The following is a 21,973-nucleotide window of genomic DNA, read 5'->3' as shown; positions in this document are numbered from 1 at the left end:
CCTTTCAGCCGGGCATCAGACCGCGGCGCTGGTAATGGATCGCGGCGGTTTCAAGAAATTCCGCCAGCTTTTCGGCACCGTGGTCACGGCGCAGCATCGCGGCCCGGGCGCGCAGCGTGGCGCTGTCTTTCACCCGCCCCGGCCGCAGCATCTCATAGGTTTCCATAATGAGATCCTGCGGCACATGGACCAGCTCGGCGGCGCGTTCGAAATTCGCGGCCAGCGCCGCGCGGCCGGCATCGCGGGCAATCTCGGCCTGGGCCAGCAGTGCCTGTGGCGTGATGCGCAGGTCTTCGATGGTGACCTCGCCCGTCATCACGGCGTCAAGCGTCAATGCGTCAAGCGGCTTGCCGCGCGCGCCACGCACCCGGTCGGGCGCAGTTTCGGCCAGGGGGAAATCGGCGCGTGTCAGGGCGCGGGGTGGTCTGGTGGTCATGGCTTTTCCCCTGTCTCCGGGCCCGCATCCAGAAAGGTCACGGTGATGTCTTCGGGCGCGCGGTTCGGATCGGTCAGGCCGGTTTCGATCGCATAGATCAGCGCAACCTGGGCGTGGAACCGCGCCCCGAGTGCCTGGCCATCGGTAGGCACCGAGACCGGTTCGGGGCGTTCGCCATGGGTCCAGCGCGCCGCGTTCCTGCCCATGTTTTCATAATGCGCGAGGGTGGTGATCGGCGCGTTCGAGAAGAGTTCGAGATTGTTATGCGGCATCCGGCCGCGCTGATGGATCACCGCGGTTCCCTTGGCCTGGATGCCGATGCCAAAGCCCGAGCCCGACATTTCTGCCGCTGTCAGCCCCAGGAAAGACGTATCCGCCGTGTGATGCATCCTGAGGATCCGTGCCACGCCGCCCCCGGCGGTGATACCCCGGATCAGGGCCGCCAGCACATCCGAGAGCGCCAGACCGGCAGTCGTCTGGTAAAGTTGCAGGCCAAAGGCGGGTGAAATGCCGATCACCACCTCATGCGGGGCCGCGCCCTTTGATGCCGCGCCCTGGGGCGCATAGGCGATGCGGCGGCTTTCGCCGCGCCGGTGGCGGGCCTGATCCGAAAGTACCTCGGACTGGCCGATCAGGTCGCGGATCTCGTTGATCTCATCGCGGCGCGCCTCGGTCATGCGATAACCGGTGCCGGGGCCCGCGTAATCATTGGGGTCATTGATTGCCGAAAGGATACGCCCCTGGCGGATGATCGACGAGGTCTGCAGGTAATCACCCGAGACCCGCAGCTTGACGATTTGCAAAAGGTTTTCGGCCTCGGGGTAAAAGCCGCGTTTTGCCAGCGCCTGGATCACATCGATCACATTGATCCCGCGCGCCTGGATTTCTTCGGAAATCCGCGCCGTCTCGCCGGTGGAAAAGGTCTGTGTCTCGCGCGACCCCGATGCCGCGATGACACTGGTTTTCATCGCCTGTGTCGGTGTCGCCAGCCCGAGTTCTTCCAGCACCGCCGAGATCGCCCCGACCGAACGGATGCGCAGTGACAGCGCCTCGGCCTCCGGGATCGGGGTCAGCCCGCCATCGGCCTCGAAATCTCGCTGGAGGGTGAGGTAATCCTCCATCTCCTCGCCGTTGAACAGCGATGGGTTAAAGGAATTGTCATATTTCAGGATCGAGCCAAAGCCCGAGCAGATCAGGTCCGAACCCGCGATCAGGTAGGGCAGGATCTTGGCACCGACGCGGATTTCCGATTCGGTTGCACGCGCATCATTGCCCGAGGCGCATTCCAGATCCAGCCAGACCGCGAGCAGGTTTTCCGCCATCATCTCGCGCATACCGCCCGCGATCGACGCGGTGATCGGCGCGCCGTCGATGCCGCCATTCTGGGTGCCCTGCACCCCCATGCCACGCTGCAGACACAGGCAGCGGGCTTCGAGATACAAAAGCGATTTCGCCTCGTGATAACCCATCAGCAGTTCTGACCCGCCACCCGAAGTACAGCGCGCCTTGATCCCGCGCGAGGCATAGGCTGCCACGAGGAATGCCTTGGACCAGGGCGTATCATCGCCATCGGTAAAGCTGCGTTCCGTGCCATAGACCGACACGGTTTCGGCGTAAGAGGTAAAGCCCGCCATGCCGATCCGCAGTTCTTCGGCCTCTTCGGAGGAACACTGGAACAGGGTTCCCCATTCGCCGACCGACGATCCCACAAGGCAGGCCAGCGCATTCGACCAGGCGCAGCGGGCGACGCGCATCGTGGTCTCTACCTCGTCAAAGCCATGCCCGGCTGCCACTGCCGCATCGGCGGCAAGTTGCAGCGGATCGTCTTTCGCATTGGTCACATGGGCCTGGTTCCCGGGGGTCTTCCTGGGGCGCATTTTCGAATAGGCGAAGGCGATTTCCATCGCGTTCAGCTGCGACACAACATCGACCAGTTTTGCAGGCGTCATCCCATGCGCCAGCCGCACCAGCGTCTCGCGCGGGACATGCATATCGACGAGCATCCGCGCGACCTCGCCCGAGTCCATCGCCATCGCTTCGGGGGCAATGGCCGGGTCGAGGTGATATTCGGCGATAAAGGCGTCGATCATGTCGAAATCATGCGCCAGCACGCCATCCATCGAGGCGATCCGGCCGCCACTGATCGTCATGCCTGGTTTGGGATCGGCCGGGCTTTTGAAGGTGGCAAAGCCATTGGCCGGGTCTTCCTTTGCGAAACGATCCAGCCGCAAGGGGCGCTCGTCCCAGTCGGAATAGCGGCGCCAGCGATTGACCTGAACGGTGTCTGACATCTGCGTCTGTTCCTATGCCATCGCGTCGAGCGATTCCGGCACCACCTGGCCACCATCGATCACGATGGTCTGCGCGGTGATGTAGCCGGCAAGATCCGAGGCCAGGAACAAAACCGCATTGGCGATGTCATCGACCGTTCCAAGCCGCCCAAGCGGCACCGAGGCCTCCATCGCGGCCAGGTATTCCGGCCCGTTGCCCTCAAACCCTTCGGTGATGATATTGCCGGGCAGAACGGCGTTGATGGTGACCTTATCCTTCGCCAGCTCCATCGCGGCCGAGCGCATGAAGCCAAGCTGTGCCGCCTTGGAGGCGCCGTAATGGCTCCAGCCGCGATAGCCGGTGATCGGGCCGGTGATCGACGAGGTCAGAACGACGCGACCTCCGCCCGCTTTCCGGAAATGCGGCTGCGCGGCTTTCACGGCCAGAAAGGAAGACCGCGTATTCACCGCCATGACCTGATCCCATTCGGAAGGCTCCATCGCCTCCATCGTGGTCTGGGGATAGATGCCGCCATTGGCGCAGAGGATATTGAGGCCACCCTGCGCTGCCGCCGCCTCATCGATCATGGCTTTCACCGCGGCCCAGTCGGCAATGTCGCAGCTGGCAAGCCGCAGTTTCGCGCCTGGCAGATCCGCGAGGATGGCATCCCGCACCGCCTCAAGCGCCGGAATGCCGCGCGCAACCAGAGTCACTTGCGCACCGTTTGCGGCCAGCGCGCGGGCAATGCCGCGCCCGATGCCCTTTGACGCGCCGGTGACGATGGCGCTTTGCCCGTTCAGGCTGGTGAACATCGGGTTTCCCTCCTTATGAAATTGTCAGATCGCCACTCAGAGCGGCGAGATAGAGGCGGCGGAAATCATCCTGATCCATTTTGCGCGGGTTCGCCCCGGTCGAAGGATCGGCCAGCGCTTTCGCGGCGATCTCATCGGCGCGCTCTGCCGTCGCGCCAAGTTCCGCCAGGGTATGGGGGATGCCCAGATCGCGACGGAAGTCGAGAAGCCAGGCCATGAACCCATCAAAACCGCCTTCGATTTCAAGGGTATGCGCGACACGGGCGACCTTTGCCCCGATCGCCGGGCGGTTGAAGGCGACCACATAGGGCAGGATCACCGCATTGGCCAGGCCATGCTGGATGTCATGGATCGCGCCGAGCGGATGCGCCAGAGAATGCACCGCGCCGAGACCCTTCTGGAACGCCACACCCCCCATCATCGCGGCGGCAAACATCATCGTCCGCGCCTCGAGATCCTGGCCGTTCTTCACCGCGCGCGGCAGGGCGTCGCGGATGATCCGCAGGCCTTCCAGCGCGATACCATCCGCCATCGGATGAAAGCTCTCGACACAGAAGGTCTCGAAACAATGGGTGAAAGCGTCCATGCCCGTTGCCGCCGTCAGCGCGGGCGGCAGGCCGAGCGCCAGTTCCGGGTCGCCGATCACCAGGACCGGCAGCATTTTCGGGTGGAAGATGATCTTCTTGGTATGGTCGGTCGTGTTGGTGAGAACCGCTGCCCGCCCGACCTCGGACCCTGTCCCGGCGGTGGTCGGCACCGCGATGATCGGATGGATGCGGTCGGCATCGGCGCGGGTCCACCAGTCGCCGATATCTTCGAGATCCCAGACCGGAATGGTCTGCCCCTCCATCAGCGCAACCAGCTTGCCGACATCCATCGCCGAGCCGCCGCCGATCACGATCACCCCGTCATGCGCGCCTTTGCGGAAGGCTTCGATCCCGGCGGCGAGGTTCAGATCGGTCGGGTTGCCCTGTACATCGTAAAACAGCGCTGGCGTAAGGCCGGCCGCTGTCAGCGCCGCCAGCGCGGCGGTGATAAAGGGCAGATGCGCAAGGCCCTTATCGGTGACAACCAGCGGACGCCGGATGCCGGCCGCGATGGTATGTGCGCCAATACCGGCGATCTTGCCGGCTCCGGCATGGATGGTGGTCGGGTAGCTCCAGCGGGCGGTCAGGGGGTAAGTCATCAGATCATCTCGAAGTAACGGTTCAGTTCCCAGTCCGAGACCCAGGCGCGTTGTGCCGCGACCTCTGCCTCGCGTGAGGTGACGAAATGGTCGGTAAAGGCGTCGCCAAACCAGGCGCGCGCCATATCCGATCCACGCAATCGGGCAGCGGCTTCGGCGAGAGAGGCCGGAAAGCGGCGTTCGGGCGGCAGGTCTGCCTCATAGCCATTGCCTTTGATCGCCGGGCCGGGGTCGAGGCCTTCGCGGATGCCCTGAAGGCCCGAGGCAAGGGCTGCGGCCAGCACCAGATAGGGGTTCGCATCCGCTGCCGGAGGCCGCATCTCGACCCGGACCGACTTCGCGCTGTCGCCGACGACGCGCAGGCTGCAGGTGCGGTTGTCAAAGCCCCAGGTCGCACCGGTCGGCGCCCAGAACCCGGGCGCAAGACGGGTGAAAGAATTGATCGTGGGGGCATAAAGCGCGAGGAGTTCGGGCATATATTTCAGCTGGCCCGCGATGAAATGGCGCGCGGTCTGCGACAGGCCACCTTCGCCGTCAGGGTCATAGAAGGCCGACTGCTCTCCTTGCCACAAGGACAGATGCGTATGGCCACCGCAGCCGGGCAAGCCGTTCAGCGGTTTCGCCATATAGCACAGGCTCAGCCCGTTCTGATTGCCCCAGGCCCTTGAGAAAGCCTTGAAAATCGCTGCGCGATCGGCGCCCTCCAACGGTTCTGACGGGGTGAAGGCGAATTCCATCGCGCCTTCACCGGCTTCGGGATGGATCGCCTCCAGCGGCGTTTCCAGCTGACGCGCCAGCGCCATCAGACCCGAGAAGAAGCCGTCTTCGACCGCCATCCGCTGCACCGAATAGCCGCCGGTTGTCGGGTTCAGGGGGGTGAGACCGCGATAGCCCTTGGCCAGAGCCGAAGCGGGTGTCTCGCGGAAAACGTAGAATTCATATTCAAACCCGGCCAGGGCGGTGAACCCCATGGCGCAGGCCTCGTCCAGCACCCGCCCCGCAAGCCTGCGCGGGCAAAGGGCCGCGCCCGGCCCATCGGCATATTCGACGAGGTGAAAGCGCCGCCCGTCGCCTGGCATCACCCGGCCCGGCCCCGGCACCACCCGGATCGGGTCATCATGATAGCCGGTATGCCAGCCGGTATGCCGGTTCTGGTACAGCGCGTCGCGGCTGTCCCAGCCCAGCACCACCGAGCAAAAGGCGCCACCCTTTTCCTGCCATGATTTAAGCTTGGCACTTGTCGCGTATTTGCCCCGGATCAGCCCGTCGAGGTCGACATAGCCAAGCATCGCGAAATCGTCGCCGGGGGGGGGAATATCATTCATCGTCTTTTCCTCAGGCGCCGAGATAGGCGCGGGCGACTTCGGGGTCGGTCAGCAGATCGGCGGACCGGCCCTGCAGCGCAATCGCCCCGGTTTCCAGCACATAGCCATGATCGGAAAGCTGCAGCGCGAGGCTCGCATTCTGTTCGACCAGCACGATAGACAGGCCCGAGGCGCGCAGTTCCCGGATCAGCGCCGCGATCTCGTCGATCATCACCGGCGAAAGGCCCAGCGACGGCTCGTCCATCAGAAGAACCTTCGGCCTTGCCATCAGCGCGCGGCCGATTGCGACCATCTGCTGTTGCCCGCCCGAAAGCTTTCCCGCCGGCTGGTTCTGTTTCTCGCGCAGGATGGGGAAGCGGTCGAACACCTCTTCGATCCCCTTTGCGATCCGCGCGCGGTCGCGGTCGAGATAGGCGCCGATACGCAGATTTTCCTTCACCGTCATCAGCTTGAAGAGCTTGCGCCCTTCGGGGACATTGACGATGCCAAGGCCGACGATCTCATGAGCGGGACGCCCGGTGATCACCTGGCCATTGAAACGCACCTCGCCGCGCGACGGTTTTTCCAGCCCCGAAACCGCCTTCAGGATCGAGCTTTTTCCCGCGCCATTCGCCCCGATCAGGGTGATGACGCCGCCTTCTTCCAGCGCCATCGAGACGCCTTTGACCGCCTCGACCTTGCCGTAATGGACCCACAGATCGCGTATCTCAAGCAACATGGGCCTGGCTCCCCAGATAGGCTTCGCGCACCTGCGCATTGGCGCGCACCGCTTCGGGCGTGCCGTCGGCGATCTCATTGCCGAAGTTCAGGACCGTGATGCGGTCGCAGAGCCCCATCACCACCTTCATGTCATGTTCGATCAGCATGATGGTGATGCCGGTCTCGCGGATACGGCGGACGAGATGGATCATCTCGCGGCTCTCATCGCTGTTCATGCCGGCACAAGGCTCGTCGAGAAGCAGCATTTTCGGTTCTGCCGCGAGCGCGATGGCGATGCCGAGCATCTTCTGATGCCCATGTGCCAGGGTCGAGGCCTGTTGATCGACCAGCCCTCCGAGGCCCACGAAATCCAGGATTTCACGCGCGCGGGCGACCGATCCGGCCTCGGCCTCGCGCGTCTTGCGGGTTCTGAGCAGCGATCCCCAATAGGAATGGCGCGCATGAAGGTAATTCCCGGCCACCACGTTTTTCAGCACGGAAAACTGTTTGAACAGAGTGACATGCTGGAAGGTTCTGACCAGCCCCTCTGCCGCGATCTGATGCGGCTTCATGCCGCTGATCCTCTGGCCCCGGTAGCGGATTTCCCCTGCCGTCACCGGATAGCGCCCGGAACAGGCGTTGAAAAACGTGGTCTTGCCGGCGCCGTTCGGGCCGATCAGCCCGCGGATCTCACCTTCCTCGACCGTCAGATCGAGACCGGCAATCGCGGTGACACCGCCGAATTTCATCTGAAGGCCGCGCGCCTCTAATTCATGCATGACACGGGCCTCACTTCTGCGAATTGCGGTTGAAGAGCTTGCGGATACGGGCAGGGACCGTCTCAAGCCCGCCCGGGAGCAGCAGGACCGAGGCGATCAGCACCACCCCGAAGAAAATGGTGCGGAAATAGCCGGTGGCGCGCAAAGCCTCATCGACCATGGTCAGAGAGATTGCGCCCGCGACCGGTCCGCCAACTGTGGTCAGCCCGCCGACGATCAGATGCACCAGCGCGAATTCCGACTTCCAGATGTCGAAACTTTTGGGGCTGATATAGGTCTGGTAATGCGCGTAAAGCGCGCCGGTCACGCCGACGAGGGTGCAGGCGATGGTGAAACAGACGACTTTCTGGCGGAAGACATTGATGCCGGTATGTTGCGCCAGCAGTTCATTTTCATGGATCGCCCACCAGATCGTGCCGGTGCGCGACGCATTCATGCGGTAGATGATCCAGACCGTCAGCGAGACGAAGAACAGCGCCAGATAGTAATAGGCGATGCGGTTCGCAAAGTCGATTTGCAGGAAGCCAAGGTCAAGGACCGGCGGTTTGATATCGAAGATCCCGTCCCAGCCGCCGAAGAAGCCTTTGAAATAGGCGAAGTTGCGTTTGATCACCTCGCCCACCGCCCAGGAGGCCATGAAGAAATACACTGCCCGGGTCCGCATCAGGGGCACCGCGATCAGCATGGCGAAAAGGGCAGAGACCGCGGCGCCGATCCACAGGCCATACCACATCGAAAGCCCCAGTTTCGTCAGCACCAGAGCCGAGGCATAGGCGCCTATCCCCATGAAACCGGCATGGGCGAAAGAGATCACGCCAAGAGACCAGATCATCCAGAGGCTGGTGGCAAGGGCCACGTTGAAGCTGATCGTGATGCCGACATGGATCATGTAGAGGTCGAAGCCGACCAGCGCCGGTGCGGCGAGGGCGAGGGCGAGGAGCCCGCCCCAGACAAGGCGGTTCGGGCTGGCGATGATGTCAGATTTATCCATGATCGCCCCCTCAGTCCCAGTTCTGGCCAAAGAGACCCGAGGGCCGGAAGACAAGGATCAGGAAGATCACCACGAAGCTCAGGATGATCGCGATATCGCCCGAGATGGTGGTGGTGATCACCGAGTCGATCATCCCGAGGATCAGGCCTCCGACCAGGGCCCCGATCACCGATCCCAGCCCCCCCATGATCACGATCATGAAGGCCTTGATCGTAGCCAGAAAGCCCATGGTCGGCACGATCGACAGAAGTGTGCCCATCATACAGCCGGCAATCGCCGCCATCGCCGAGCCGATGCCAAAGGCGATCCAGTGGACACGGTCAGTGCGGATCCCCTGCAATGCGGCCGTCTGCGGGTCTTCGGCCACGGCGCGGATGGCAAAGCCGGTGACCGAGTGGCGCAGGAAGGCCCAGAGCGCGATGATCAGCCCGATGGAGACCGCCGAGATCACGATCCGCTCATAGGACAGATAGGCGCCGCCGATCAGCATGCCACCCGAAACAGCGGAAGGGATGCCCTTGGTCGTGGTCCCGAACAGGAGCTGACCCGAGCCCGAGATGATCAGAACCAGGCCCAGAGAGACCGCGAGTGAGTAGAGAATGTTCTTACCCTGCAAGGGCTTGAACAGCACCACCTGCAGGACCGCGCCAAGGCAGAAGATCAGCCCGGCCGAAAAGGCCACCCCGGCCCAATAGGGCAGGCCCAGCTCTGCATGCCAGTAATACAGGGCAAAGGCGCCCAGCATGAACATCTCGCCATGCGCATATTGGATGATGCGCATCACCCCGAAAATCAGCGTCAACCCGATGGCGATCAGCGCATACATCAGGCCGAGGCTCAGGCCGGTCAGGCCCATTTGCAGAAAGTCGCTCATGCGTGGAATACTCCGGAGGCCGCACAGATTACAGACGACAGACCGCGCCTGCCGCCTTTACCGGCCCGGATCACCCCGGGCCGGCAGCATTGCCTGAATGATCAGTAATCGTCGGGAAGGGCGGGGAAACGCACGTCTTCGACCTGGGCCACAGCTTTGTCGATGGTGGTGGTGTAACAGTCGTAAATGCCCTGGCGCGCCACGCCGAAAGACTTCTCGCCGCCCCATTTCACATGGCCGACATAGGTGTCATCCAGTTGCACCTGTGCCAGCGCCTCGGCCACCGCTTTGGTGTCTTCGGCGGTGCCCGCCATCTCCCAGGCCGCTTTCAGCGAATAGATCCACCAGGAATAGTTGCCTGCCAGCGCGTTGAAAGTGCCGAAGCGGTCCATGAAGCGCTTTTCGATGGCTTTCTGTGTGTCGGTCGAAGGCGAGACATTAGTCACCGGCAGGATGACACCATCGGCATGTTCGCCCGCAACCTCAAGGATCGTCGTGGTTTCGGACGCGGCCGGTGACGAGATCGGGCCGGTATAGCCCAGCTCGCGCGCTGCCTTGACGATCGAGGCGGTGATGCCGGGGGGCGAGGGCGAGGTCACGATGAAATCGGGCCGGTCGGAAATTGTCTTCGCGACGATGGGATAGAAATCGGTGTCTTCCCAATTGTAGAATTCGGCCGATTTCTGGGTGATGCCGTAATAATCCATCAGCCGCTTGTAGGAGGCATGGCAATCGGTGCCATCCTGGTCATTCGGGCCAATGAAAGCGGCCGTCTTCAGCGCGTCCTTGCCGTATTTTTCCTGCATGAAGGGAAGATAGGCAAAGCCCTGTTCATAATCCGACATCTCGGCGCGGAAATGCAGCGGGTAGTCCTTGCCGAAAAGCTCAAGATAGCCCCAGCAGGCGACAATCGACAAAACGCCGGCGGGTTCGGTTACCTGCAACATGCCGACGGTCGAGGCCGCAGCCTGGCTGTAGACATATTTCACCTTGTCCTGCTCGACGAGGCGCAGGGTGGCCGCGCGGCTGTCGGCGACCTCGCCCTTGGTGTCATAGTCGATGACCTCAAGCATATGCGGCTCGCCATTGATCATGACGCCGCCGGCGGCATTGATTACGGCGGCCCCGTCGGTAAAGCCCTGGGCGGTCGAGTGGCCCCAATAGGCGACCGGACCGGAAAGCGGCACCGCACCGCCGATTTTTATGGTCTTATGGGTCTGGCTGAAGGCGCTGCGCGGCAGAATCGCCGGTGCAGCCAGTGCAACGGCGCCGGTGGTCAGCAGGCGGCGGCGATTCATCAGCAGTGGCGGAGAGGTTTTCCTCATGGTGATGTTTCCCTGTTGGATGCGAGTTTTTTTGATTTTGATCCGGCCACTATTCGCGTCTCCTCCGGGTCTGACTATCCAATTTCGGCAATGGCCGATTTCTCCCTGATCGCGGGTGGGCACGTAACCGTCTCTTCGGGCGCCGGGTGGACGGCAGTCATCCCCCTTGAACTCTGCCGGTATCCGGCAATAGATGCGCGGATCATGACCAGCACCTCTCCTCACCCGCTTGCAAAAGCCCTTGATCTGCTGCCGCGCCGTTTTGCCGGGCCGGGAGGCATTGCGGTTGTGTTGCAGGACGGGCGCGAGGTGGCCGCGCGGGCCTGGGGATATGCCAGCCTGGAACGCCATCAGCCGATGACGCGGGCGACACGCCTGCCGATCTGCTCGATCTCGAAACAGTTTACCTGCGGCGCGATGCTCGCGGAATTCGGGGCGCCCGAGGCGCTCGATGCCTTGCTGCCTGACCTGCTGCCAGCGCTGGAAGGCCCGCGCCCGCTGGTCCGCCAGATGTGTCACAATCAGTCGGGGCTGCGCGATTACTGGGCGATGACGGTGGTCGAGGGCGCGACTGCCGAGCAGGTCTTCCCGGAAACCGAGGCAGTGCCGATGGTCGCCGCGATCCGCCAGGGCCATTTCGCGCCCGGCACAGGCTATTCCTATTGCAACTGCAATTTCCGCCTCTTGCCCGAGCTGATCCGCAAGGCGAATGGCCGCGCGCTGATCGATCTTTACCACCAGCATATCTGGGGGCCGGCGGGGATGAAGACCGCGACGCTGACCTCTGACACGAGGCAGCCCGAAGACGGTGTCACCGGCTATGAAGGCACTGATTCGACCGGTTTTTTCCCTGCGGATAACGGAATTTTCTGGGTGGGGGATGCCGGGATCTCGGCTTCGCTTGACGATATGCTGGCCTACGAGGCCTGGATCGACGCCACGCGCGACGACGAAAACGGCATCTATCGCCGCCTTTCGGCGCCGGTCGCGTTCAGCGATGGCAATCCGGCGCTTTACAGCTTTGGCCTTGTGCATGAGACGCTTGGCGGCGTGGCGCTGACCGGTCATGGCGGCGCGCTCCGGGGCTTTCGGGCACAGCGCTTCCATGCGGCTGAGGCGCGGATCTCGGTGGTGGTGATGTTCAACCACGAGGCCTCGGCCCATGATGCGGCGCTTTTTCTGATGCGTGCGGCGCTTGGCCAGGCAGAACCTGCGCCGCTGCCGGTTGAACCCGGCTGGGAGAGCCAGTGGCTTTGCCCCGAGACCGGGCTGATCGCGCGGCTGGAGCCTGCGGATACGGCCGTTAAACTGCATTTCGCCACCGGACCCGAGACCCTGCACCAGGCCGCGCCAGGCGTTCTTGCCTCGGATGAGGTGCGGCTGGAACGTCGGGGCGACCGGCTGCATATGCGCCGCCTGCGCGACAATATCGACACTTTGCTGGTGCCGCTTGCGCCGTGTGAAACGGCCGATGGTGCCGCAATTGCCGGTCTTTATCATTGCGCCGAGACTGGCAGCGCGCTGCGGCTCGAGGCGCAGGACGGGGCGGTCTTTGCCCTCTTTTCCGGCCGGCTTGGCGCGGGGCGGATGGAACCGGTTCTGGCCGCCGGCCCCGATACCTGGCTTATCCGCACAAGGCGCGCGATGGATGCGCCGGCGCCGGGCGACTGGACGCTTCAGGTCAGGCGCGACGCTACGGGTCGGGTGACGGGGCTTGGTCTTGGCTGCTGGCTGGCGCGGGGGCTTAACTATGTCCGCCATGACTGAATTTGGCAGGGCTGAAGGGGATTTTCCGGGATAACCGGAGGGGAACTGGCATGTATACAAGCGCAAAAATCACCGAAGGCTTCGCTGCTTTCGGGTCCTATAAAACCTGGTATCGCATCGCCGGTGACCTTGGGTCAGGCCTGCCGCCGCTGATCGTGGCGCATGGTGGGCCGGGCTGTACCTGGGATTATGTCGAAAGTTTTGCAGCGATCGCCGAAACCGGGCGCGCGGTCATCCATTATGACCAGATCGGCAATGGCAATTCGACGCGGCTGCCGGAAAAAGGCGCCGATTTCTGGACGGTCGATCTGTTCCTGGATGAACTGAGGAACCTGATCGTCCATCTCGGGCTTTCGCGCTATCACCTGCTTGGTCAGTCCTGGGGCGGGATGCTGGGGGCCGAATTTGGCGTGACGCAGCCCCCTGGCCTTGTGTCGCTGATCCTTGCCGACAGCCCGGCCTCGATGCCCATTTGGATCAGCGAGACCGCCCGGCTGCGTGCGGATCTGCCGGCTGATATCCGGGCGGTTCTTGACCTGCATGAGGCCGCAGGCACCACCGATCACCCTGATTATGCCCGGGCGACAAAAGCCTTCAACGCCCGCCATGTCTGTCGTCTCGACCCCGCGCCTGATGAGGTGCAGCGCACCAATCGCGCGATGGAGGCAGATGCGCATGTCTATAATCTGATGATCGGCCCGAACGAATTCCACATCACCGGCACCCTGAAAGACTGGGATGTCAGCGACCGGGTCCACAGGATCACCGTGCCGGTGCTTCTCATTTCCGGGGCATATGACGAGGCCACCCCGGCGACGATTCAACCCTTCGCCGAGAATATTCCCGATACCCGCTGGCATATCTTCCCGAATGCGAGCCATATGCCGCATGTCGAGGAATTCGACGCCTGTATAACTCTGGTCGCTGCCTTCCTTACCGAATGCGACGCCGCCCGCTGAACCTGTTAAACTCTGGCCTCAAGGCCGGTCCATCACGGCGGCAATGACCGCCATCTCACCCCGAGGGAGTCTCGTACCATGAGTGAATCGCTGTCTCTGATGTCGCGGATGCGCGGACGGATTTTGTGTGGCACGGCGGCGCTGGCGCTTGGCGCTGCGATGCCGGCTTTCGCCGATGAGAGCCATTACGGTGGCACGCTCAAGCTTCTCGGCGTTTCGTCCGAGGGCACCCTTGACCCGATGATCAACTATACCGCGCGCTACTGGCCGCTGTTCATCTGGACCCATGATGGTCTGATGGCGTTCAAAAAGGTCAACGGGCCGGAAAGCGCCGAAGTGGTGCCGGATCTGGCCGAGGACATGCCGGTGCTGTCGAATGACGGCAAGACCTACACGTTCAAGCTGCGCCAGGGGATCAAATTCTCGAATGGCAAGGATCTGACGGTCGAAGACGTCGTGGCCTCGTTCCAGCGTATCTTCAAGGTTTCAAGCCCGACCTCGGGCAGCTTCTATAATGGCATCGTCGGCGCCGATAAATGTCTGGCCGAGGCTGCGACCTGTACGCTGGAAGGCGGCGTGATCGGGGATGCCGCGACCAACACCATCACCATCAACCTCGTCGCCCCGGATGCCGAGTTCCTCTACAAGATCGCCGTGCCGCATGCCTCGATCGTGCCCGCCGACACGATCATGAAAGATGCCGGCAATGAGCCGATCCCCGGCACCGGTTCCTATGCGTTCGAAAGCTATGACCCGAACGCCTCGCTGATCATGGTGCGCAATCCGCATTTCCAGGAATGGAGCAAAGAGGCCCAGCCCAAAGGCTATGTTGACCGGATCGAATATACGTTCGGCGGCACCGAAGAGGCTGCGGTCAACGCGATCCTGAACGGTCAGGCCGATTTCATGTATGAGCCGGTCCCGACCGACCGTCTGGCGGAACTCAGCGTGTCGCATCCCGATCAGCTGCGCGTCTCGCCGCTGGTGGCCTGGTGGTATGCGCCGCTGAACGTCAATATTGCGCCATTCAACAGCCTCGAAGCCCGTCAGGCGATCAACTACGCCGTTGACCGCGATGCGCTGGTCTCGATTTTCGGCGGCCCGGCACTGGCGACCCCCGTCTGCACCATCCTCCCGCCGGATATGCCCGGCCATGTCGACCGCTGTGACTATACCGCCGATCCGGGCGAATTCTGGTCGGCCCCCGATATGGACAAGGCGCTTGAGCTGGTCGAGGCCTCGGGCACCAAGGGTCAGAAAGTCACCGTGGTGACCGACGATTCCGTTACCTCGCGCGGTGTTGGCACCTATCTGCAGACCGTGCTGACCGACCTTGGCTATGACGCCACCGTGCAGTCGATCTCGGGCGATATCCAGTTCACCTATATCCAGAACACCAATAACAACGTTCAGATCTCGGTGACGCAATGGTATCAGGATTACCCGGCGCCCTCGAACTTCCTGAATGTTCTCTTTGGCTGTGACAGCTTTACGCCGGGTTCGGACAGCTCGGTCAATATGTCGGGGATCTGCGACAAGGGCCTTGATGACCGTATGAAAGCGGCGATGGCGCTTGGTTCGACCGATCACGAGGCCGCTCTGAAGGAGTGGGGCGATATCGACTATGACTTCATGAAGCTCGCTCCGGCGATCCCGATGTTCACCCCGAAAGATGTCGACCTGATCTCGAGCCGCGTTGGCAATTACGAGTTCACCAGCCAGTTCCATTGGCTGGTCGGCACCGCCTGGGTTCAGTGACCTTTCGCGATGTTGCCTGAAACCGACAGTCACGCTCTTTCCCCGGCGGCATCCGCCGGGGAGGAGACGGGCGCAAGGCGCGGTCCCTGGAAGCGGGTCTTCCAGGGGCTGATCGCCAGCCCGACCGCCATGATTTCCGCGGGGCTCCTGATGCTGATCGTGGTCGCGACGCTGCTCGCGCCGGTCTATGCGAAACATGTTTCGGGGACGGATCCGTTCCGTTCGGGCCTGTCTGCAAAGATCAAGATCGACGGCAAGCCCACGCCTGTGATGCAACAATCCACCGAGGGCCTTGGCCTTGGCGTCACGCCCATTGGGCCGACCTGGGGGCCGCAATATATGCTGGGCGCCGATGGTCAGGGTCGCGATGTTGCGGCGAGGATGCTTTACGGTGGCCGCAATTCGCTGCTGATCGCCGGTGCCTCGACACTGATCTGCCTGTTCTTCGCCGCCATTATAGGCATTGCCGCCGGCTATTCGGGCGGCGTGGTTGACGGCGTTCTGTCGAACCTGATCGATATGATCTGGGCCTTTCCGGTCTATCTGCTGGCGATCTCGCTTTCCATCGTGATGATCGGCAAAAGTTTCGCGCTCGGGCCGTTCGAGATATCCTCGGGCAGTCTGATCGTGCCCATCCTGATCATTGGCCTCGTCTATGTGCCCTATGTCGCCCGCCCTATTCGCGGCCGCGTCATGGCGATCAACCAGTCCGAATTCATCATGGCGGCGCGTGGCCTCGGCATCCGCCGCTGGAAGATCCTGCTGCGCCATATCCTCCCCAATGTCTCGACGACGCTGATTGTATTCGCGCCGATGCTGATGGCGCTGAACATCGTGACCGAAAGCTCGCTGTCCTTCCTGTCCGTGGGGGTGCAGCCGCCGAATGCCAGCTGGGGGACGATCCTCCAGGACGGGCAGACGCTTTTGTATTCGCGCCCCTGGGTCTCGCTGGCGCCGGGCTTTGCGATCATGGTCACTGTGCTTCTTCTGAACCTCTTCGGGGATGTGCTCCGGGACGTGCTCGACCCGAAATCGGCAAGGGGGCGCTGAGATGATCGCAGCCATTCTCAAGCGGCTCCTGCGCATGGTCGTGGTGATGTTCGGGATCTCCGTCATCACCTTCCTGATCTTCTTCGCAACCCCCGCCTCTGACCCTGCCGCCCGTATCGCGGGCCGCAATGCCGCGCAGGAAACCATCGAGGCGGTGCGCAAAGACTTCGGCCTCGACCGCCCGCTTTACGTTCAATACGGCCTGATGATGGAGAAGCTTTTCATCACCCGGGACCTGACCTCTTTTGCCAACCGGGGCCAGAAGATCGTGCCGACAGTGATGGCGGCCGCACCTGCAACGCTGTCGCTGGTTTCGGGCGCGGCCATCCTGTGGATGCTCGGCGGTATCCTGACGGGGATCACGGCGGCAGCCTTCCGGGGGCGCTGGCCGGACAAGATCCTGATGGGGATCTCGATGATGGCGGTTGCCATGCCGGTCTTCTGGGTCGGCGAGATGGTCAATCTGGTCACACAAAACCGGCTGCATGACACTTGGGCATTTTCCTGGGTGCCGGCGCTTGGCTATACGCCGTTCTCGCAGGACCCGGGCCTGTGGTTCCGGTCAATGGTCTTCCCCTGGCTCACGCTCGCCTTCCTGTATATCGGGCTTTATGGCCGGATGCTCAGGACCGGCATCATCGAGACCTATCAGGAGGATTTCATCCGCACTGCCCGCGCCAAGGGGCTCACCGGGCGCAAGGTGCTGCTGAAACATGCGACCCGTTCCGCGATCATCCCGATCGTGATCATGTTCGGCATGGATTTCGGTGTGCTGGTCGGGGGTGCGGCTGTTCTGACCGAGGTGGTCTTTGGCATCAATGGTGTCGGGCGGCTGACCTATCAGGCGCTGAAGGTGCTTGATCTGCCGATGATCATGGCGACCGTGCTTTACGCCTCTTTCTTCGTGGTGGTGGCCAATGCGGTGGTCGACCTCCTTTGCCTGCTGATCGACCCGAGGATGCGCCGCGCATGACCGTGACCCCTGAAACCCCCGCGCCGATCCTGTCGATCCGCGACCTTTCGGTCTCATTCCTCGGCGCCCGCAAAAGCTGGAACCGGGTGATCGAGGGCCTTTCCTTCGATATCAGCCCCGGCGAGACCGTGGCGCTGGTCGGCGAATCCGGATCCGGCAAAAGCGTGACCTCGCTTTCGGTCATGGGCCTCCTGGACCCGGCAACCTCGCGCATCGAAGGCGAGATCAGCCTGGCCGGTCATGACGTGCTGAAACTGGATGAGGCGGGGATGATCCGCCATATTCGCGGCCAGGCGGCGGCGATGATCTTCCAGGAACCGATGACCTCGCTGCACCCGATCTACCGGGTGGGCGACCAGATCACCGAAGCTTTGACCTCGCATCACCCGATGCCAAAGGCCGAGGCCCGCAAACAGGCGATTGCGCTCCTTGAACGGGTCCGCATCCCCAATGCGGCGCGGCGGATGGATGACTATCCGCATGCGTTTTCCGGCGGTATGCGGCAGCGCGTGATGATCGCGATGGCGCTGGCCTCGCGCCCGAAACTCCTGATCGCGGATGAGCCGACCACGGCGCTGGATGTGACGGTGCAGGGCGAGATCCTTGACCTGTTGAAGGATCTCCAGGCCGAATATGGTATGGCGATGCTGTTCATCACCCATGATATGGGGGTGGTGGCCGAGATGGCAGACCGCACCGTCGTCATGCTGCGCGGCCGTTCGGTCGAACAGGGGCCGACGGCCGAGATCTTCGCCACCCCGCGCGAGCCCTATACAAAGGCGCTGCTTGCCTCGGTTCCGGTCCTGGGCAGCATGGCGGGTGCGCCCGCGCCCCTGCGCTTCCCGCTGGTCGATATGGCCAGTGGTGTCGCCGGTGCGGCGCTGCCATTGCAAAGCAGCCCTGACATGCGGGCGCCGATCCTCGATGTCCAGGATCTTGTCACCCGGTTTGATGTGCGCGGCGGGTTGTTCAACCGCCGTGTGGCCCAGGTCCATGCGGTGGAAAACGTCTCGTTCCGCATCTTTCCGGGCGAGACGCTGTCGCTGGTCGGGGAATCCGGATGCGGCAAATCGACGACCGGCAAGTCGATCATCCGGTTGAACAACCGCTCCACCGGATCGGTGAAGATGGGCGGGGATGAGCTGTTCGCGCTGCGCCCCGAGGCAATGCGGCTGAAACGGCGCGAGATCCAGATGATCCCACAGGATCCGCTGGCAAGCATGAACCCACGTATGACAGTGGGCGATGCGCTGGTCGAACCCTTCACCGAACATCGGATGGGCACCGCCGCCGAAGGGCGCGCCAAAGCCGCAACCCTTATGGAACAGGTCGGCCTGACCCGCGCCATGCTGGAACGCTACCCACATGAATTCTCGGGCGGCCAGCGCCAGCGCGTCTGTATCGCCCGGGCGCTGATGCTTGATCCGAAACTGATCATCGCGGATGAATCCGTCTCGGCGCTGGATGTGTCGGTCAAGGCCCAGGTGGTGAACCTGCTGCTTGATATCCAGGACCGTCTTGGCATCGCTTTCCTGTTCATCAGCCATGACATTGCCGTGGTCGAACGGGTCAGCCACCGGATCGCGGTGATGTATATGGGGGAAATCGTCGAAATCGGTCCCCGCGCCGAGATCATGGAACGCCCGCGCCACGCCTATACCCGGCAGCTGATCGGTGCGGTCACGGTGCCGGACCCGGCGCGCCGCCATCTGCGCCGCAACCAGCAGGTCAAAGAGCTGAAGACCCCGATCCGCCCGCTTGGGTTCAAACCACCAGAGCGGCGCTATGAAGAGGTCTCACCGGGCCATCTGGTGATGATCGAGGCCTGAAAAGCCGGCCCGGCAGGCCCTTCTTGCTGACGGCAATACTCTCTGGCAAAGGTCCGGAGGGGTGCAAAACCCCTCCGGATGTCTGGCTTAAGCTCAGCCAGAAGTGAACCGCGCTGCCGCGCCGGAAGAAATCCATTCCTCCAGCAATTGCACCCCGAACCCGGCCCCGCCGGCACGGGCATGCAGACGGTCTTCGTCGATCAGCTCTTTGCCGGCGATGTCGAGATGGACATAGGGCACGCCTTCCGCGAAATGCTTCAGGAAGGCAGCCGCGACCGGCGCATCGCCATCCTCCAGATCACGGCCATGCTGGCGCAGATCTGCAATCGGTGAGACGAGGCTCTCATCATAGGCCGGGTCAAGAGGCAGCCGCCAGAACCGCTCGCCCACCGCCTCGCCGGCGGCCAGCAGCGGATCGGCCAATGCGTCATGGGTGGCAAAAAGCCCGGCAAAGACATGCCCAAGCCCGCGCATCACCGAATAGGTGAGCGTCGCGAGATCGACGATGGCCGTCGGGCTGAACCGGGTCGCGGTGTAATGCAGCACATCGGCCAGCACCATCCGCCCTTCGCAATCGGTGTCAAACACCTCGACCGTGCGGCCCGACATGGTAGTGACCACATCGCCCGGTTTGTAAGACGTGCCCGAGAGCATATTCTCGGCCACGCCCAGCACGCCAACCACATGCACCGCCGCCTTCTGCCGCGCCAGCGCCAGCATCGTGCCTATCACGGCCGCCGCCCCGCCCATATCGCCTTTCATGGAGAACATCTGCGGCCCGGTTTTGATGCAAAGCCCGCCCGCATCAAAACACATGCCCTTGCCCACCAGCGCGAGCGGCTGCCCTTCCGCGCCCGCCCAGGTCAGCACGATCACCCGTGGCGGGCGGGCTGAACCATTGCCGACCGCCAGCACCGCGCCCATGCCAAGCCGCTCCAGATCGGCCTGTTCCAGCACTTCAACCCCGATCCCGGCCTCGCGCAGCGGGCCAAGGAAATCGGCGAAATTGTCCGGGTTCAGATGGCTCGCCGGGTAATTCACCAGGCTGCGGGCCAGACACACGCCTTCGGCCTGAGCCGTACTGCGGTTCAGCGCAGGGCTGTCCGCGGCCTCGACTGTCAGCGCCAGATCAAAGGGCTTTTCCGTCTTTGCCATCAGTTCAAAGCGGTAATTCCGAAGCCGCATCCCCAGCAGGATCTGCGCCAGAACCCCGGCATCGTCCAGGGCAGCGGGTGCCGTTTCAAACAGCATCAGCGCTGCGGTCTCTGCCTCGGTCTCGAGATGTTTCGCAAGCGCCGAGCCCGCGCGGCTGGCGACCAGCCCCGTAAGCTCCGCGGCCGGCCCGAGATCCAGCACCACCACCCGGCGCGCTTTCAGCCCCTGCGGCGCCAGAAGGTCAATGCAGTCCCCGGCCTTGCCGGTAAAGCGCGGCGCCAGCGCCGCCCGGCTGATCGCCCCGCCGGTCGCGGCATCGAGCGCGGCCGCTTTCGGGCCCTGAGCACCCTTGCCATTGCGCAAAAGCACAATCACCCCGTCATGTTGCGACGGTTCACTGCTGCCGGGCTGAGCCAGCGCGAGACTGATAGACATAGGCCGATCCTGTTATTTGATCATATCGGCGCGATACTAGCCCCCGGGCGCCGCAATGCAATGGGTCACAACTGCTGCCACAAGCCCCGTCCATAGAATATTCCTGTTGAATTGCAGAATGTTAGAAGAATTGACAGATTTGTTATCTTCGATCAGCATCACAGCCGTAAGGCCGCATACCCGCCTTATCAGGGCAAGGCCCGGAATATCGATATCACGCCGGCCGGACCGCAGCAGGCATCTTCAGGAGCGATTTTGACCAGTCATTCTTCACGGCCGGCATCTGCCGCTGATTTCCCTTACACATCCGGGATCTCGCGGGGCCGCTTTGGCGTGTTCCGCCTGCCGCCCGGGGCAGATCTCATCGCGGCGCTGCACGCCTTTCAGCGCCACAGCGGCGCCCCCGCAATTTCGGTTGTCACCTGCGTCGGCAGTCTGACCCGGGTGCTGATCCGCCATGCGAACACACCCGGCGGCACGCTTTACGAGGGGCATTTCGAGATCACCTCGCTGACCGGAACCATCGACCCCGATGGCGAGCATCTGCATCTGACCATAACCGATGGTGAGGGCCGCGCTTATGGCGGCCATCTGCTGGCGGAGTCGGCGGTCTATACCACCGCCGAGATCACCGTCCTTCTGCTTGATGACCTGGTTTTCACCCGCGAACCCTGCGCCCTGTCCGGTTATGACGAACTCGTCATTCACCCCGCGACCGACGGGCCCCATGCGCACCGCCCCAACCCCGAGGAGCAATCCCAATGACATCCGGACTTTTCTCCACCCGCAACCTTGTGCTCGCCGCCATCGGCATCGCGCTGAACATCGCGCTTGGCCAGACGGCCTCGTTTCTGAAACTGCCGATCTTCCTCGACTCGATCGGGACCGTGCTGGCGGCCGTGCTGGCCGGGCCGGTGATTGGCGGGCTGACGGGGCTTCTGACCAATCTGCTCTGGGGGCTGATCCAGGGGCCGACGGTCGCCTTCTTTGCCCCGGTCGCGCTGGTGATCGGTGTGGTGGCCGGCCTCCTGGCACGTGCAGGCTTTTTCCGTGAAATCTGGCAGGCGGCACTTTCCGGCGTCGTCATCACCGTCGCGCTTGCTTTTGTCGCCGTGCCGATCCGGATCTACCTCTTCGGCGGTGTCACCGGCTCTGGCGCCGATTTCCTGACCGCTTATCTGCTCAAGCTGGGACAGGATCTGTTCCCCTCGGTGCTGACGACCGTTCTGGGCTGGAATATCGCCGACAAGGTGCTGACGGCGGTACTGGTCTGGGGGATCGTGCGTGGCCTGCCCGGGCGCGCGACTTCGGACTGGCCCTTCCTTGCCCATAGCCGGGCCTGAGCGGCT

19 protein-coding genes are annotated in these 21,973 nt (G+C 62.9%); 8 read left to right on the top strand and 11 right to left on the bottom strand.

Annotated features, from left to right (window positions below; genetic code table 11):
• Positions 1-4 precede the first annotated feature (4 nt).
• The 10 genes from M3484_RS11060 to M3484_RS11015 form a co-directional block, all read right to left on the bottom strand.
• A complete protein-coding gene (locus M3484_RS11060) occupies positions 5-436 on the bottom strand; it encodes a diol dehydratase small subunit (protein WP_249496904.1) in 432 nt (143 codons plus the stop codon).
• Positions 433-2,727, bottom strand: a complete 2,295-nt coding sequence (locus tag M3484_RS11055; protein WP_249496903.1) for a propanediol/glycerol family dehydratase large subunit — start codon at positions 2,725-2,727, stop codon at positions 433-435. The genes M3484_RS11060 and M3484_RS11055 overlap by 4 nt, the downstream gene beginning before the upstream one ends.
• Before the next feature lie 12 nt (positions 2,728-2,739).
• On the bottom strand, positions 2,740-3,519 hold the full coding sequence (gene fabG, locus M3484_RS11050) for a 3-oxoacyl-ACP reductase FabG (RefSeq protein ID WP_249496902.1): 780 nt from the start codon (positions 3,517-3,519) through the stop codon (positions 2,740-2,742).
• Positions 3,520-3,532: 13 nt separating this feature from the next.
• Positions 3,533-4,705, bottom strand: coding sequence for an iron-containing alcohol dehydrogenase (locus M3484_RS11045; protein ID WP_249496901.1), 1,173 nt, complete (start codon positions 4,703-4,705; stop codon positions 3,533-3,535).
• Positions 4,705-6,030, bottom strand: coding sequence for a glutamine synthetase family protein (locus M3484_RS11040; protein ID WP_249496900.1), 1,326 nt, complete (start codon positions 6,028-6,030; stop codon positions 4,705-4,707). The genes M3484_RS11045 and M3484_RS11040 overlap by 1 nt, the downstream gene beginning before the upstream one ends.
• Positions 6,031-6,040: 10 nt before the next feature.
• The gene (locus M3484_RS11035; protein WP_092902210.1) at positions 6,041-6,748 is read right to left on the bottom strand and encodes an ABC transporter ATP-binding protein; all 708 of its coding nucleotides are present in this window, start codon (positions 6,746-6,748) and stop codon (positions 6,041-6,043) included.
• Complete coding sequence (locus M3484_RS11030; RefSeq protein WP_092902211.1) at positions 6,738-7,508, bottom strand: ABC transporter ATP-binding protein; 771 nt, start codon at positions 7,506-7,508, stop codon at positions 6,738-6,740. The genes M3484_RS11035 and M3484_RS11030 overlap by 11 nt, the downstream gene beginning before the upstream one ends.
• Before the next feature lie 10 nt (positions 7,509-7,518).
• On the bottom strand, positions 7,519-8,499 hold the full coding sequence (locus tag M3484_RS11025) for a branched-chain amino acid ABC transporter permease (protein WP_092902213.1): 981 nt from the start codon (positions 8,497-8,499) through the stop codon (positions 7,519-7,521).
• 10 nt (positions 8,500-8,509) lie between these two features.
• Positions 8,510-9,373, bottom strand: a complete 864-nt coding sequence (locus M3484_RS11020) for a branched-chain amino acid ABC transporter permease (RefSeq protein WP_092902215.1) — start codon at positions 9,371-9,373, stop codon at positions 8,510-8,512.
• A gap of 101 nt (positions 9,374-9,474) precedes the next feature.
• Entirely contained in the window at positions 9,475-10,698 is a 1,224-nt protein-coding gene (locus M3484_RS11015; protein ID WP_092902217.1) for an ABC transporter substrate-binding protein, read from the bottom strand.
• Positions 10,699-10,902: 204 nt separating this feature from the next.
• On the opposite strand from M3484_RS11015, the gene M3484_RS11010 reads away from it, so the two are divergent.
• The 6 genes from M3484_RS11010 to M3484_RS10985 all read left to right on the top strand — a co-directional run bounded on the left by M3484_RS11010 (position 10,903) and on the right by M3484_RS10985 (position 19,034).
• Positions 10,903-12,465 (top strand): D-aminopeptidase, encoded by a 1,563-nt coding sequence (locus M3484_RS11010; protein ID WP_249496899.1) that lies wholly within the window; start codon positions 10,903-10,905, stop codon positions 12,463-12,465.
• Between the two features lie 50 nt (positions 12,466-12,515).
• Entirely contained in the window at positions 12,516-13,424 is a 909-nt protein-coding gene (locus M3484_RS11005) for a proline iminopeptidase-family hydrolase (RefSeq protein ID WP_249496898.1), read from the top strand.
• A gap of 78 nt (positions 13,425-13,502) precedes the next feature.
• Entirely contained in the window at positions 13,503-15,182 is a 1,680-nt protein-coding gene (locus M3484_RS11000) for an ABC transporter substrate-binding protein (protein WP_216279398.1), read from the top strand.
• 9 nt (positions 15,183-15,191) lie between these two features.
• Complete coding sequence (locus M3484_RS10995) at positions 15,192-16,232, top strand: ABC transporter permease (protein ID WP_092902223.1); 1,041 nt, start codon at positions 15,192-15,194, stop codon at positions 16,230-16,232.
• A 1-nt stretch (position 16,233) separates the two neighbouring features.
• Positions 16,234-17,205, top strand: a complete 972-nt coding sequence (locus tag M3484_RS10990; protein ID WP_092902225.1) for an ABC transporter permease — start codon at positions 16,234-16,236, stop codon at positions 17,203-17,205.
• The gene (locus tag M3484_RS10985) at positions 17,202-19,034 is read left to right on the top strand and encodes an ABC transporter ATP-binding protein (RefSeq protein ID WP_249496897.1); all 1,833 of its coding nucleotides are present in this window, start codon (positions 17,202-17,204) and stop codon (positions 19,032-19,034) included. Before M3484_RS10990 ends, M3484_RS10985 begins: the two co-directional genes overlap by 4 nt.
• 93 nt (positions 19,035-19,127) lie before the next feature.
• Here the strand turns inward: M3484_RS10985 and M3484_RS10980 are convergent, their stop codons facing one another.
• Complete coding sequence (locus M3484_RS10980; protein ID WP_249496896.1) at positions 19,128-20,624, bottom strand: leucyl aminopeptidase; 1,497 nt, start codon at positions 20,622-20,624, stop codon at positions 19,128-19,130.
• 255 nt (positions 20,625-20,879) lie between these two features.
• Here M3484_RS10980 and M3484_RS10975 point away from each other — a divergent pair, with 255 nt between their 5' ends.
• Complete coding sequence (locus M3484_RS10975; RefSeq protein ID WP_249496895.1) at positions 20,880-21,389, top strand: PPC domain-containing DNA-binding protein; 510 nt, start codon at positions 20,880-20,882, stop codon at positions 21,387-21,389.
• Entirely contained in the window at positions 21,386-21,967 is a 582-nt protein-coding gene (locus M3484_RS10970) for an ECF transporter S component (RefSeq protein WP_249496894.1), read from the top strand. The genes M3484_RS10975 and M3484_RS10970 overlap by 4 nt, the downstream gene beginning before the upstream one ends.
• Positions 21,968-21,973 lie beyond the last annotated feature (6 nt).

Origin of the sequence: Pseudomonas sp. GX19020 (assembly GCF_023371075.1) — a bacterium.
GTDB lineage: Bacteria > Pseudomonadota > Alphaproteobacteria > Rhodobacterales > Rhodobacteraceae > Pseudogemmobacter.
Note: the sequence above shows the minus strand (reverse complement) of the source record. Positions and strands in the feature narration are given on the sequence as shown.